The 12,957-nt window shown below is 38.4% G+C and carries 14 protein-coding genes; 13 read left to right on the top strand and 1 reads right to left on the bottom strand.

Annotated elements, in window-relative coordinates; translation table 11 throughout:
- Positions 1–63: 63 nt before the first annotated feature.
- The 10 genes from guaC to thrB all read left to right on the top strand — a co-directional run bounded on the left by guaC (position 64) and on the right by thrB (position 10,589).
- Positions 64–1,041 carry a GMP reductase gene (gene guaC / locus IGL93_RS09395; protein WP_002356720.1) on the top strand — a complete coding sequence of 326 codons (978 nt, stop codon included), beginning with the start codon at positions 64–66 and terminating at the stop codon, positions 1,039–1,041.
- A 183-nt stretch (positions 1,042–1,224) separates the two neighbouring features.
- On the top strand, positions 1,225–1,557 hold the full coding sequence (locus tag IGL93_RS09390; RefSeq protein ID WP_002356722.1) for a PadR family transcriptional regulator: 333 nt from the start codon (positions 1,225–1,227) through the stop codon (positions 1,555–1,557).
- The gene (locus tag IGL93_RS09385; RefSeq protein ID WP_010776004.1) at positions 1,554–2,582 is read left to right on the top strand and encodes a permease prefix domain 1-containing protein; all 1,029 of its coding nucleotides are present in this window, start codon (positions 1,554–1,556) and stop codon (positions 2,580–2,582) included. Before IGL93_RS09390 ends, IGL93_RS09385 begins: the two co-directional genes overlap by 4 nt.
- Before the next feature lie 134 nt (positions 2,583–2,716).
- Complete coding sequence (locus IGL93_RS09380; RefSeq protein ID WP_010776003.1) at positions 2,717–4,168, top strand: PLP-dependent aminotransferase family protein; 1,452 nt, start codon at positions 2,717–2,719, stop codon at positions 4,166–4,168.
- Positions 4,169–4,288: 120 nt separating this feature from the next.
- Complete coding sequence (locus tag IGL93_RS09375) at positions 4,289–6,013, top strand: phospho-sugar mutase (protein WP_002356727.1); 1,725 nt, start codon at positions 4,289–4,291, stop codon at positions 6,011–6,013.
- Positions 6,014–6,118: 105 nt separating this feature from the next.
- Complete coding sequence (gene proC, locus IGL93_RS09370) at positions 6,119–6,901, top strand: pyrroline-5-carboxylate reductase (RefSeq protein ID WP_002362189.1); 783 nt, start codon at positions 6,119–6,121, stop codon at positions 6,899–6,901.
- Between the two features lie 116 nt (positions 6,902–7,017).
- The gene (locus IGL93_RS09365) at positions 7,018–7,326 is read left to right on the top strand and encodes an ArsR/SmtB family transcription factor (RefSeq protein ID WP_002356730.1); all 309 of its coding nucleotides are present in this window, start codon (positions 7,018–7,020) and stop codon (positions 7,324–7,326) included.
- Between the two features lie 52 nt (positions 7,327–7,378).
- Positions 7,379–8,671: a homoserine dehydrogenase gene (locus IGL93_RS09360; RefSeq protein WP_002356731.1), complete on the top strand. Its 1,293-nt coding sequence runs from the start codon at positions 7,379–7,381 to the stop codon at positions 8,669–8,671.
- 2 nt (positions 8,672–8,673) lie between these two features.
- Positions 8,674–9,729 carry a threonine synthase gene (gene thrC / locus IGL93_RS09355; RefSeq protein ID WP_002368976.1) on the top strand — a complete coding sequence of 352 codons (1,056 nt, stop codon included), beginning with the start codon at positions 8,674–8,676 and terminating at the stop codon, positions 9,727–9,729.
- On the top strand, positions 9,726–10,589 hold the full coding sequence (gene thrB / locus IGL93_RS09350) for a homoserine kinase (RefSeq protein WP_010709745.1): 864 nt from the start codon (positions 9,726–9,728) through the stop codon (positions 10,587–10,589). The genes thrC and thrB overlap by 4 nt, the downstream gene beginning before the upstream one ends.
- Positions 10,590–10,631: 42 nt before the next feature.
- Here thrB and IGL93_RS09345 read toward each other — a convergent pair whose 3' ends face one another.
- Positions 10,632–11,489: a pyruvate, water dikinase regulatory protein gene (locus IGL93_RS09345; RefSeq protein ID WP_002382760.1), complete on the bottom strand. Its 858-nt coding sequence runs from the start codon at positions 11,487–11,489 to the stop codon at positions 10,632–10,634.
- Between the two features lie 98 nt (positions 11,490–11,587).
- Here IGL93_RS09345 and IGL93_RS09340 point away from each other — a divergent pair, with 98 nt between their 5' ends.
- The 3 genes from IGL93_RS09340 to IGL93_RS09330 all read left to right on the top strand — a co-directional run bounded on the left by IGL93_RS09340 (position 11,588) and on the right by IGL93_RS09330 (position 12,845).
- Positions 11,588–12,028 carry a Fur family transcriptional regulator gene (locus IGL93_RS09340; RefSeq protein WP_002387080.1) on the top strand — a complete coding sequence of 147 codons (441 nt, stop codon included), beginning with the start codon at positions 11,588–11,590 and terminating at the stop codon, positions 12,026–12,028.
- Positions 12,029–12,193: 165 nt separating this feature from the next.
- Positions 12,194–12,370 carry a 30S ribosomal protein S21 gene (gene rpsU / locus IGL93_RS09335; RefSeq protein WP_002356740.1) on the top strand — a complete coding sequence of 59 codons (177 nt, stop codon included), beginning with the start codon at positions 12,194–12,196 and terminating at the stop codon, positions 12,368–12,370.
- A 25-nt stretch (positions 12,371–12,395) separates the two neighbouring features.
- On the top strand, positions 12,396–12,845 hold the full coding sequence (locus tag IGL93_RS09330) for a GatB/YqeY domain-containing protein (RefSeq protein WP_002356741.1): 450 nt from the start codon (positions 12,396–12,398) through the stop codon (positions 12,843–12,845).
- Positions 12,846–12,957 lie beyond the last annotated feature (112 nt).

Raw genomic sequence — 12,957 nt, 5'->3', positions numbered from 1 at the left:
ACGTTAAATGACCGAATGTTCGGTTTTTACGTTATTTTTGTAAATAACTAGGAGGCAGTAAGTATGAAAGTTTTTGATTATGAAGATGTCCAATTAATTCCCAATAAATGTATCGTGAATAGTCGTTCTGAATGTGATACTACAGTAACTTTAGGAAAACATTCGTTTAAAATGCCTGTCGTTCCAGCGAACATGCAAACAATTATTGATGAAACGATTGCGGAAACCCTTGCTGAAAATGGTTATTTTTATATCATGCATCGGTTTGATGAAGAGGCGCGAGTGCCATTTATTAAAAAAATGCAACAAAAGGGCTTAATCACGTCAATTAGTGTGGGTGTGAAAGAAGGGGAATACGCTTTTGTTGAAACGTTAGCCCGAGAAGGTTTAGTTCCTGACTACGTGACAATTGATATCGCCCATGGTCATTCAAATGCGGTGATTAATATGATTCAACACTTGAAAAAATCTTTACCAGAAACGTTCGTTATTGCGGGCAATGTTGGAACACCAGAAGCCGTTCGCGAATTAGAAAACGCTGGAGCCGATGCCACCAAAGTGGGGATTGGACCAGGAAAAGTTTGTATTACTAAAATTAAGACTGGCTTTGGAACAGGTGGCTGGCAGCTAGCGGCTTTACGTTGGTGTGCCAAAGCTGCTCGGAAACCAATTATTGCAGATGGTGGGATTCGGACCCATGGAGACATTGCAAAATCTGTGCGTTTTGGGGCAACTATGGTCATGATTGGTTCATTATTTGCTGGACATGAAGAATCACCAGGTGAAACAAAAGTGGAAGATGGCGTTGTTTACAAAGAATACTTTGGTAGCGCCTCTGAATTCCAAAAAGGCGAAAAGAAAAACGTTGAAGGCAAAAAAATCTGGTTACGCCATAAAGGGAAGTTGGCAGATACTTTAGTCGAAATGCAACAAGATTTACAATCTTCCATTTCATACGCGGGAGGTCGCGATTTAGAAGCGATTCGTAAAGTTGATTATGTGATTGTAAAAAATTCTATTTTTAATGGTGATACCATTTAACATTCAACTATAGACTGATTAACATTCAACTATAGACTGAAAAGAAGACAGCACGTAGTGTAGAAATTAAAATGATTTCTGCATTACGTGCTTTTTTTACTTTACCTATCGTAGTAATCGTGTTAAGATAATTACAACGACAGACGTAGTACGATAGTTGAAGTACTTGAGGGAGGAATTTATGTGATTGGTAGTGATGCAATTCGAGGATACAACGATACCTTTATTCTCTCAATCTTACAATCCGGCGCTTCATATGGTTATGCGATTTCTAAACGCATTCGTGAAATTTCTAAAGAACAATATTCGATTAAAGAAACGACACTTTATTCTGCTTTTACACGTTTAGAGAAAAATGGCTACATTGAATCATTTCCAGGAGAAGTAACGCATGGCAAAAAGCGGACCTATTATCAAATAACCCATGCAGGAGAGCGTTATTTAGAGGAAAAGTTACTAGAATGGGAAGTAACAAAAGACGTCGTCGAAGCATTTGTAAAGGAGATGGGAAAATGAAAATTATAGAAGAATTTATTGATAGCTTATTTTCAGGCGTTGTTGAAACATCTGAAACAAAACAATTAAAGGCGGACTTATTAGCAAATGCTGAGGATCGTTATGAAGATTTGCTCAGCCAAGGAAAATCGGAAAATGAAGCAATTGGTACAATTATTTCTGAATTTGGTACTATTGATGAATTAATGGAAGAATTGAATTTAGAAAATAAACAAGTGGATGAAACAAACGATTCAATGAACGGTTTGCCAGAAATTTCAGTGGAGGAAGGACTTGACTATTTAGCTGTCCAACGTAAAGGTGCGATTCAAATTGGTCTTGGTGTTGTTGCAATCATGGTGGGTGTTGGCTTGCTGGTTGGTATGCGTGGTGTTCTTTCTAACGGTCTCGGTTTAGTTGGTCTTTTCATAGGTGTGGCAATTGGCGTTCCATTATTTATTGTTGCTGGTAATCGGTTTGTTGCAATGGACAAACAATTGGGGCAACGATTGATTCCGACTAAGTTAAAAAAAGAAGTTGCACAAAGAGAACAAAGTTTTCAACGATCATTTATTTTTTGTATGGCAGCGGGCGTCGTTTTTTGTATTTTGGGTTTAATCCCAGTTGTTGTCTTTAGTAGTGGCCTTCATCTGATGATGCGCCGTTCCATGCATCAAATGATGGGCGGACAATATTATAATGGAACGATGGGGATTAGTTGGCTCTTCTTTTTAGTATCGGTTGGTGTCTTCTTGTTTATATTTGGTGGAGTAATTAAAGGAAGTTTTAATAAATTGTTGAATGAAACTTATTTTTATTCAGAACATGTTGGTCATCCTGATTTTGCCCCTCAACAAACAAAAACAGAGGAAGGACCTGTGGGAAATCCTGTCGGTGCAATTATTGCATCCGTTTATTGGCCCTTAGTTGTTGCACTCTATCTATTTATTAGTTTTGTTTTAGGGGATTGGCGGTTTAGTTGGTTAATCTTTATGTTCGCAGGAATCTTTTACAACACCATCCAAGCATTTTTACACAAACATTGAGACAAACCTGTTAATAGTAAAACAGAAAAGTGGGACATTCGTCAAAACGGCTGTCTCACTTTTCTTGTATTTTCGATTGACAAAAGTATTGAACTGGATTACTTTTAACTCATCCAATTGTTGAGGTGATTGCTATGTGGCAACTTAAAAAAGAACAAAATGTTCCCATTTATCGCAGTATTATGGAAATGATTGTTCAAAAGATTCAAACAGGCGAATTATTACCAGGTGAAAAAATCCCTTCGGAACGTAAACTGGCAGAGTACTTGTCTGTCAATCGTTCAACCGTTGTTCATGCATTAGACGAACTGGTGGACTTAGGCTGGATTGTGCGAAAAAGAGGGAGCGGAACGGTTGTCAACGAAGGAAAATGGGGGGTAATGATGACGCCACGAACGGATTGGCATCGTTATTTAGAACAAAATGTGTTCAAACAAGTACATCCCTTGGTGGCAGAGATTGAGTCACGTGCTAAACAAAATTTGCCGACTGACTTAGATATGTATACAGGTGAGTTGCCGTTAGACTTAATTCCCAGTTTCGATTTTCCAGCATTAAATTGGAAACAATTTTTAAAAGAGGAAGCACAAGATGAATTAGGTTATTTGCCGTTAAGAAAAGAAATCCAAGCCATTACAGCAACGGAATATCAGCTTCATTTACCAAGTGAAAGTTTATTGCTTACTTCAGGTGCGCAACAAGCACTTTTTTTAGTTTTACAAGTTTTATTGAGACAAGGAGATAGTGTTGCCGTAGAAGATCCATCTTTCTTCTATGCCTTACCAATTTTCCAAGCTGCTGGTGTGCGCTTATTTGGTGTGCCCATGACAGAGGAAGGGATTGATCTTGAAGCGCTAGAACAAACAATCCGACAACATCGCATCAAAATGGTTATGGTTAATCCTTCCTTTCAAAATCCGACTGGGACAGTGATGCCTTTAAGAAAAAGAGAACAGCTCGTGAAAGTCTGTCAAACGTATCAAGTTCCTATTTTAGAAGATGATGTTTTTGGGCAGCTAAGTTTTATCCCGAAAACAGAAATTCCTCCTTTAAAAAAATTAGATCCAGATAATGTCTTGTATATCGGTTCGTTGTCAAAAATTTTAGGTTCGACCACGAAAATTGGTTGGTTAAGTGCGCCCGCCTCCGTGACGAAACAAATTGCAGAAGCCAGAAAAATGATGGATGTATCGTTGAGTATTTTTCCGCAGATGCTCGCTAAAATGGCGATTGAAGATCCTTCTTTTTCTGAAAAAATTACGTTATTAAATAAACAAGTGGAACAACGAGCAACAGCTGTATATCAAGTATTTAAATCGTTGTCAGAATGGGAAGTTTCGCCAGTAAAAGGAGGCTTTTATTTATGGGCACATTGGCGTCAAGGGGCACTTAAGCCAGAAGATTGGCAAGTGTTTTTACGAGAAGGTGTTTTGGTAGCACCAAGTGTAGCTTTTAGTGAAAAACGTGGAAGTATTCGCTTGAACTGTTCCCGAATTTCACCAGAAGAAATGCCTCTTTTTTGTGAGCGAATGGTACGGATTACACGACAGCTTTCTGAAAATAGACAAACAAAAATAGAACAGTAAGTAAGATTTTTCTTATAAAAATCATTTGCTGAGAGAAAACGCTACAACTTCCCTTTTCTAAACGAATATCCAATGCTATACTTAAAAAGTAAAAACAAAAAAACAAATGAGGTGTTTTCCATGTCTTGGGAACAAGTTTACCAACAATGGTTAAATGAAGAAAATATTCCAGAAAATTTAAAAAATGAATTAAAGGACTTAAATACAGACCCTGAAAAATGTGAAGATGCATTTTACGCACCATTAGAATTTGGGACTGCCGGGATGCGCGGGATTTTAGGCGCCGGTATTAATCGGATGAATATCTTTACAGTTCGTCAAGCAACAGAAGGACTTGCACGTTTTATGGATACGCAAGATCCTGAAACGAAACGTCGCGGTGTAGCCATTGCCTATGATTCACGTCATATGTCTCCAGAATTTGCAATGGAAGCAGCTAAAACATTAGCTAAACATGATATTCCTTCTTTTGTGTTTGAAAGCTTACGACCAACACCAGAATTATCTTTTGCGGTCCGCTACTTTAAAGCTTTTGCGGGAATCATGATTACGGCTTCTCACAATCCAGCTGCCTATAATGGCTACAAAGTCTATGGTGAAGACGGTGGTCAAATGCCGCCAGCTGATGCAGATGCATTAACTAAATATGTTCGTAGTATCGAAAATCCTTTGAAAATTGATGTCTTATCAGATGAAGAAGTTGCCCATAGCGGTTTAATTAACATTGTTGGTGAAGAAGTCGATAACGCGTATTTGAAAGAAATTAAAACAGTTACGATTAATCAAGAATTAATTAACGAAATGGGTAAAGAATTAAAATTAGTTTACACTCCCTTACATGGAACTGGGAAAATGTTAGGAGAAAAGGCATTAAAACAAGCCGGTTTTGAAAAATTTGTTTTAGTACCTGAGCAAGCCGTTGCTGATCCTGACTTTACTACAGTTAAGTCACCAAACCCTGAAGAACATTCAGCTTTCGAATACGCGATTCGTTTAGGGGAAAAAGAAGGCGCTGATTTATTGATTGCAACAGATCCAGATGCTGATCGTTTAGGTGCTGCTGTGCGGATGCCAAACGGAGACTACCAAGTATTAACAGGAAATCAATTAGGTTCAATTATGATTCATTATATTTTAGAAGCCCATCAACAAGCAGGCACGTTGCCTCAAAATGCTGCGGTTCTAAAATCAATCGTTTCTAGTGAACTTGCTACAGCGATTGCTGAGAAATATAATACGAAGATGTTTAATGTTTTAACAGGTTTCAAATTTATTGCTGAAAAAATTCAACAATACGAAGAAGACCACAGTCAAACGTTTATGTTTGGTTTTGAAGAAAGTTATGGTTACTTAGTGAAACCTTTTGTTCGTGATAAAGATGCAATTCAAGCGTTAGTTTTATTAGCAGAAGTAGCGGCTTTCTATAAAAAACAAGGAAAAACATTATACGATGGCTTACAAGATATCTTTGAAGAATTTGGTTACTTTGAAGAAAAAACTATTTCCGTAACAATGAGCGGAATTGAAGGCAGCGGTAAAATCAAAGCTTTAATGGCAAAATGTCGTGAACAAGCGCCAACTGAGTTTGCCGGGATTCAAGTTGCTCAAACGGAAGATTTTAAAGAATTAACACGCACTTTTGCAGATGGTCAAACAGAACAATTACAAACGCCTCCTTCTGATGTGTTGAAATATCATTTAGAAGATGGCAGTTGGATTGCTATCCGACCATCAGGAACAGAACCAAAAATTAAATTCTATCTAGCAACAAAAGCAACAAGTAGTTCAGAAGCTTCTGAAAAAATTGCTGCGTTTGAAGCAGTCGTTAATGAATTAACAAAATAAAATAAACGAAACAGGCTGTACGAAACAAGTACGAATGTGAGTGTTTGTGTCAAAAGCTAATTGACTTTTGACACAAACACTTTATTTAACTAAGGAGGGAATGCTATGAAAATTGGCTTTATCGGTGCTGGCAGTATGGGCGGTGCCATGATTAAAGGGTTACTGAAAGCTGAGGCAGTCAAGAAGGAACATTTATATGTGAAAGGCGGATCAAGTGGAACAGCAGAAGCACTTCAAAAAGAGTGGGGCTTTCAACTTGTCACAGATTATGCACTTTTCCAAGAATGTAAGGTTATTTTTATTGCGACAGGAGCAAAGGTCGTGTTACCTGTCCTTCAGGAATTAGCCCCTCATTTTTCCAACGAAAGTCTATTGATTTCTGTTGCAACAGGTCATACCATACAAGAAGCACAAATGGCTCTTGGCAATAAAGAAGCCAAAGTTGTTCATGCCATTCCTAATACACCAGTTAGCGTGAATCAAGGCGTGATTGGCGTAGCCTTGGCACCAACAATTGAAGGCCAAACGAAGGACCTGGTAATGGAACTTCTTGCTACTTTAGGGTTAGTCAAAGAAATTCGTGAAGCGCAACTGGAAACTTTTGGTACTGTGGCTGGTTGCAGTCCAGCTTTTGTTGATATCTTTATGGAAGCATTGGGAGATGCAGCAGTCTTAGAAGGGTTACCAAGAGACTTATCTTATGAAATTGTCGCTCAAATGATAAAAGGAACGGCGACCTTAGCCTTAGACACGAAAAAACACCCAGGAGCATTGAAAGATGAAGTGACTTCTCCAGGAGGAAGTACGATTCGCGGTGTCGTAGCTCTAGAAAAAAATGGCTTCCGTTATGCCGTGATGGATGCAGTTCAGCAAGCCAACCACGAATAGATGAAGAAAGTTGGAAAATCGACAAGTTTGTCATTTTTCCAACTTTCTTTGTGCCATATTTTTCGTAGGAAAGAACAATCGCAGTTCTTATTTTAAAAAACTCTGTGTTATAATGAGTGCAAAGTGAGGCGACTATAATGAAACAAATGGAAGAAATCAAACAAGTAAGTCAATTATATAAAGTATTAAGTGATCCAACACGTTTAAGAATTTTGCTACTTTTAAAAGAAGGCGAGCATAATGTAACGGCGATTAGTGAACAATTGGGAATGGAACAGTCCGCCGTTTCTCATCAACTAAAATTATTAAGAGATAGCCGGGTTGTCAAGGCACGTCGCGAAGGAAAAACGATTTTTTATACATTAGATGATCATCATGTAATAGATATTTTAAATCAGACCTTTGAGCATATTGAACATCGATAAAAAGTAGGGAAAAAATAGCGTAACTAGAATAGCGCTGTTGATGGAGGTAAAAATGAAGGATACCTTAAAAATCGGGTTACTAGGATTAGGGACTGTAGGCACTGGCGTTTTAACTCTTTTGAAAGAACATCAAGAGAAAATTTCACAAGTGACAGGAATGAATGTAGTCATTGAAAAAGCATTTGTCCGAAATCTTGAAACGAAACAAGCGCAAGCGGAAGAATACGGTCTGTCTTTAACAACTTCAATTGATGATATTTTAGAAGATAAAGAGATTCAAATCGTTGTGGAATTAATGGGAACCATTGAACCAGCCAAAACCTATATCATGAAAGCTTTAGAAAAAGGCAAACATATTGTGACTGCCAATAAAGATTTACTGGCGCAACATGGGAGTGAATTAGTAGCGTTAGCCCAAAAACATCATTGTGATTTATATTACGAAGCAAGTGTTGCTGGCGGGATTCCAATTTTAAGAACAATTGCTAATAGCTTAGCGGCAGACAATATTCAACAAGTTTTAGGGATTGTGAACGGTACGACGAATTATATGCTTACGCAAATGGTTTCTGCTGATAAAAGTTATGAAGAAGCTTTAGCAGAAGCGCAAGCGTTGGGATTTGCTGAAGCGGATCCGACAAATGATGTCGATGGAATCGATGCAGCCTATAAAATGGTTATTTTAAGTCAATTTGCTTTTGGGATGAATGTTTCATTACCACAAGTTGATATTCGTGGAATTCGCGGATTGTCTTTAGATGATGTCGCTATGGCTAAACAACTGGGGTATGAAATCAAATTGATTGGCTCTGCTGAACAAAATGAGAATAGTATCTCGGTGGAAGTGGCGCCTATGCTAGTCAATCAAAAGCACCCTATTGCATCTGTTCGGAATGAGTACAATGCAGTATTTATTAAAAGTGCAGGCGTGGGCGAATCAATGTATTACGGTCCAGGAGCTGGAGCTAAACCGACAGCAACCAGTGTGGTCAGTGATTTAATTACGATTGCTAAAAACATTCGCTTGGCAACGACTGGCCATATGTTCAATTCGTATCAACATAAAACCCAATTGACGAGTTCCGAAAATGTATTTGGGCAGTACTATTTTTCATTAGATGTTCCAGATACACCAGGACAATTTTTGCAGTTGACGCAATTAATGACTAAAGCAGAAGTCAGTTTTGATCAATTAGTTCAACAGAAATCAGATGGACAGCGAGCAAGAATTGTTGCCATTACACACCAGATATCAAAAGCACAAATGCAACAAGTTGTGACAGCTATTCAAAATACGGAAGCCTTTCAGTTATTAAATGTAATGAAGGTTATAGGAGATGAGTAAACATGTATGAAGGTTTGTTAAAACAGTATCAAGCGTATTTGCCCGTAACAGAAAAAACACCAATGATTTCTTTAGCCGAAGGAAATACGCCACTGATTCCTTTACCTAATTTATCCAAAGAATTAGGTATTCAATTATATGGAAAATACGAAGGCTTAAATCCCACTGGCTCATTCAAAGATCGCGGGATGGTGATGGCTGTAGCAAAAGCGGTAGAAGAAGGTGCCAAAGCGATTGTTTGTGCTTCTACAGGAAATACTAGTGCCGCCGCTGCTGCGTATGCCACAAGAGCAGGCATTAAAGCGTATGTAGTGATTCCAGAAGGAAAAATCGCACTGGGAAAATTGGCGCAAGCTATTATGTATGGGGCGGACATTATTTCGATTCCAGGTAACTTTGATGAAGCATTAAAAGCGGTGCGAGAGATTGCGAAAACTGAGGCAGTTGCGCTAGTTAATTCAGTGAATCCTTATCGCTTAGAAGGGCAAAAGACAGCAGCTTTTGAAGTTTGTGAACAATTAGGTCAAGCGCCCGATGTCTTAGCGATTCCAGTTGGAAATGCCGGCAATATTTCCGCTTACTGGAAAGGTTTTAAAGAATGGCATGAAAAACAAGGAACAACTTTACCAAGAATGCATGGTTTTGAAGCAGAAGGTGCCGCAGCAATCGTGAAAGGACAAGTGATTGAGCAACCTGAAACCGTGGCAACAGCGATCCGGATTGGAAATCCTGCTAGTTGGCAACTAGCAGAACAGGCACGGGATGAATCCGGTGGTTTCATTGATGCCGTGACAGATCAAGAAATTTTAACGGCTTACCGAAAAATTGCTGCTCAAGATGGGGTTTTCATTGAACCTGGTTCGGCTGCTTCATTAGCTGGAGTTATTCAACATGTTAAAAGCGGTAAAATCAAAGCAGGTGAAACCGTCGTGGCAGTCTTTACTGGTAACGGACTGAAAGATCCTGATACAGCAATGGAGACAGAAGTAACTATTTCAAAAATGAGTGACGTGGAAGAAATGCGTCTGCACTTACGAAAAGGAGTCGCAACACTATGAAAATAAGAGTACCTGCCACTAGTGCCAACTTAGGACCTGGCTTTGATTCATGTGGCATTGCATTATCCGCTTATTTAACAATCAACGTTTTAGGTGAAAGTGAATTTTGGGAAATTCAACATACTTTGGGAGAAGAAATCCCTACTAATGAAGAGAATTTATTAATTCAAACGGCATTGAAAATTGCACCAGAATTAACACCAAAAGTTATTCGGATGGTTTCTGATATTCCCCTTGCAAGAGGACTAGGCAGTAGCTCAAGTGTGATTGTAGCAGGCATTGAATTAGCTAACCGACTAGCACATTTAAATTTGTCCCCTAAAGAAAAAGTCCGTTTGGCCACAGAGATGGAAGGACATCCGGATAATGTTGCCCCAGCTATTTTAGGAGATTTCGTGGTGGCTAGCCATGTAGAAAACCAAGTCTACCATGTCAAACATCATTTTCCAATGTGTGATGTCATTGCATTTATTCCAGAGGAACCATTATTTACCGAAAAAAGTCGCGCTGTTTTGCCCGAAAAATTGGCTTATAAAGAAGCAGTCGCGGCCAGCTCAATTGCCAATGTTATGATTGCCGCAATTTTAAACGGGGATTTACCTTTAGCAGGCAAAATGATGGAACAAGATAAATGGCATGAAACGTATCGTCGTTCATTGGTTCCTCACTTAAAAGAAATTCGTCGTTTAACTCAGCAAAGAGGTGCTTATGGTTCTTTCTTAAGCGGTGCTGGTCCAACTGTGCTAATCTTGTCGCCAGAAGAACGAACCAACGAAATTGTTCAAAGCTTGGAGAAATTATCTACCAAAGCGAGCATCCAAATTTTCAATATTGATCAAGAAGGCGTTCAAGTCTTTTAAAAAAACGAGAAAAAATCACTAGTGATTTTTTCTCGTTTTTTTTTAATCCTCGGAGGTTTCCGTGGAATAATAACTATGATCTTCTAAGTTCAAAGCATTAAGAATCATTGAGGCAGTTTCTTCAATTGAAAGAGAAGCGACATCAATAACGATACAACCTAATTTTTGATAAAGATCATTAGCAAAAGCCAGTTCTCGCCGAATTTTTTCAATATCTGAATAAGAAGTATTTTCAGGTAATCCATATGCGCGCATTCGTTCTTTACGAATCCCGTTTAAAACATTGGGATCATTGGTTAAGCCAACAATTTTTTTAGGGTCCATTTCGAATAATTGTTTCGGTAAATGTGCTTCAGGAATTAGTGGCAAATTAGCAACTTTTAAGTTCTTGTTGGCTAAAAAGAGACTTAGCGGTGTTTTAGAAGTTCGGGAAACGCCAAGAAGTAACACATCCGCTTCTAAAAAGCCTCGTGGGTCCTTGCCATCGTCATATTTGACAGCAAATTCCATTGCTTCAATTCGTTTAAAATAATTTTCATTCAGATGATGTAAGGCACCTGGTTCCCGCATGGGCGCGACACCTGTTAATCGTTCGATTTCCGCAACTGGTGGTGTCAAAATGTCAAAATGGAACAATTGATGCTCATTGAAAAATTGATTAGCAATCGCCACGAGATGATCATTAATAATAGTATGCAGTACCATGGCCTCTGCTTTTTTGGCATCTTCTAACGCTTGCACCAGTTTATCTTCGTCTTTAACGAATGTTCGTCTAATCAAAGTAAAATCAACAGTGGGGTACTGGGCCATTGAAGCAGCCGCCAATTTTGAAGCGGTCTCGCCAGCAGAATCTGAGATGACAAAAATCGTCACACATTTTTTTTCTTCAGAAATAGTCATAGAGGGTAAGTCCTTTCTTGCATTTTTAATAATTTTATTATACCATAAGTCCAGAATCTATTTCGTAATGATTCTGATTTAGGTTGGTGAGGGAGGAAATGGCGATGGCACCAGTAAAAACCAATATTGAACAAGCCTTAGAAACCATGAAAGCCAGTGGATTAAAATATACTAAAAAACGAGAATTACTGATGAGCTATTTGATTAAGCGAAATCGGTATGTTTCTGCACGTGAAGTGTATGAATTTATGAATGAAACCTTTAAAGGAGTCAGTTATGATACGGTTTATCGTAACTTGCATGACTTTGAGCGCTTGGAATTGCTGGAAAAAACAGAATTAAATGGCGAGCAAAAGTTTCGCTTCCGTTGTTGCCAAGAGGTGGAACATCATCATCACTTTATTTGTACGGTTTGTGGCAAAACGGAAGAAATTCACATGTGTCCGATGAATTTTTTTGAAGAACAGTTAAAAGGTTGTTCAATTGAAGGACATCGCTTTGAAATACTTGGTCGTTGTGCCGATTGTTGCGAAAAATAGCGAATAAGACGAAAAATCAAACAAAAATTTCGTATTTTATCAGTAGAGTGGTTGACGGTTATTTATGCTTTAGCTATAATATAACAAGGACAGTATTTTAATTTGTGGGTTTTTCCCACAAATAAGAAAAACGGTTACTTTTTAAGCTCGGAGGGAGGGAATAACATGTCAAAAACAGTCGTTCGTAAAAACGAATCTCTTGATGATGCTCTTCGTCGCTTCAAACGTTCCGTTTCAAAAGCGGGTACTTTACAAGAATCACGTAAACGTGAATTCTACGAAAAACCAAGTGTAAAGCGTAAGAAAAAATCTGAAGCAGCTAGAAAACGTAAAAAATTCTAGTTTTGAATGAATTGGAGTTGGTGGTATGTCATTGCTAACCACATTGAATGACGACATTAAAACAGCGATGAAAGCTAAAGACAAAGAAACTTTAGCCGTACTTCGTATGTTAAAGACTGCCATTCAAAATGATCAGATTAAAGCGGGCCGTGAATTGAACGGAGAAGAAGAACTCACTGTATTGTCTCGTGAGATGAAACAGAGAAAAGATTCTTTATCAGAGTTTGAAAAGGCGGGACGCGACGATCTTGTTGAAAAAGTAAAAGTTGAAATAGCAATTGTTGAAAAATATATGCCTCAACAACTAACAGAGGAAGAAATTCGTCAACTAGTTCAAGAGGTAATGACGCAAACTGGCGCCACTTCACCAAAAGATTTTGGTAAAGTGATGGGCGCTATGATGCCGAAAGTCAAAGGCAAAGCCGATGGCAACCAAGTTAACGCAATTGTGAAAGAATTATTACAAGAAAACTAAGAGCGTTATCGAAACTAGGACAAGATACTGTCCTAGTTTTTTTATGCAAAGAGAAAACCGGTAGCTTTTTACGGTTTTCTCTTTTTTGACTTTCAAAGTCAAATCAGGTACG

Origin of the sequence: Enterococcus sp. DIV1328a (assembly GCF_050536905.1) — a bacterium.
Taxonomy (GTDB): domain Bacteria; phylum Bacillota; class Bacilli; order Lactobacillales; family Enterococcaceae; genus Enterococcus; species Enterococcus faecalis.
Note: the sequence above shows the minus strand (reverse complement) of the source record. Positions and strands in the feature narration are given on the sequence as shown.

Bases quoted from the DNA above. Each gene is read 5' to 3' on its own strand.
- guaC (WP_002356720.1), top strand. From the start codon at position 64: ATGAAAGTTTTTGATTATGAAGATGTCCAATTAATTCCCAATAAATGT.
- IGL93_RS09385 (WP_010776004.1), top strand. From the start codon at position 1,554: ATGAAAATTATAGAAGAATTTATTGATAGCTTATTTTCAGGCGTTGTT.
- IGL93_RS09380 (WP_010776003.1), top strand. From the start codon at position 2,717: ATGTGGCAACTTAAAAAAGAACAAAATGTTCCCATTTATCGCAGTATT.
- IGL93_RS09375 (WP_002356727.1), top strand. From the start codon at position 4,289: ATGTCTTGGGAACAAGTTTACCAACAATGGTTAAATGAAGAAAATATT.
- proC (WP_002362189.1), top strand. From the start codon at position 6,119: ATGAAAATTGGCTTTATCGGTGCTGGCAGTATGGGCGGTGCCATGATT.
- IGL93_RS09360 (WP_002356731.1), top strand. From the start codon at position 7,379: ATGAAGGATACCTTAAAAATCGGGTTACTAGGATTAGGGACTGTAGGC.
- thrC (WP_002368976.1), top strand. From the start codon at position 8,674: ATGTATGAAGGTTTGTTAAAACAGTATCAAGCGTATTTGCCCGTAACA.
- thrB (WP_010709745.1), top strand. From the start codon at position 9,726: ATGAAAATAAGAGTACCTGCCACTAGTGCCAACTTAGGACCTGGCTTT.
- IGL93_RS09345 (WP_002382760.1), bottom strand. From the start codon at position 11,489: ATGACTATTTCTGAAGAAAAAAAATGTGTGACGATTTTTGTCATCTCA.
- IGL93_RS09340 (WP_002387080.1), top strand. From the start codon at position 11,588: ATGGCGATGGCACCAGTAAAAACCAATATTGAACAAGCCTTAGAAACC.
- rpsU (WP_002356740.1), top strand. From the start codon at position 12,194: ATGTCAAAAACAGTCGTTCGTAAAAACGAATCTCTTGATGATGCTCTT.
- IGL93_RS09330 (WP_002356741.1), top strand. From the start codon at position 12,396: ATGTCATTGCTAACCACATTGAATGACGACATTAAAACAGCGATGAAA.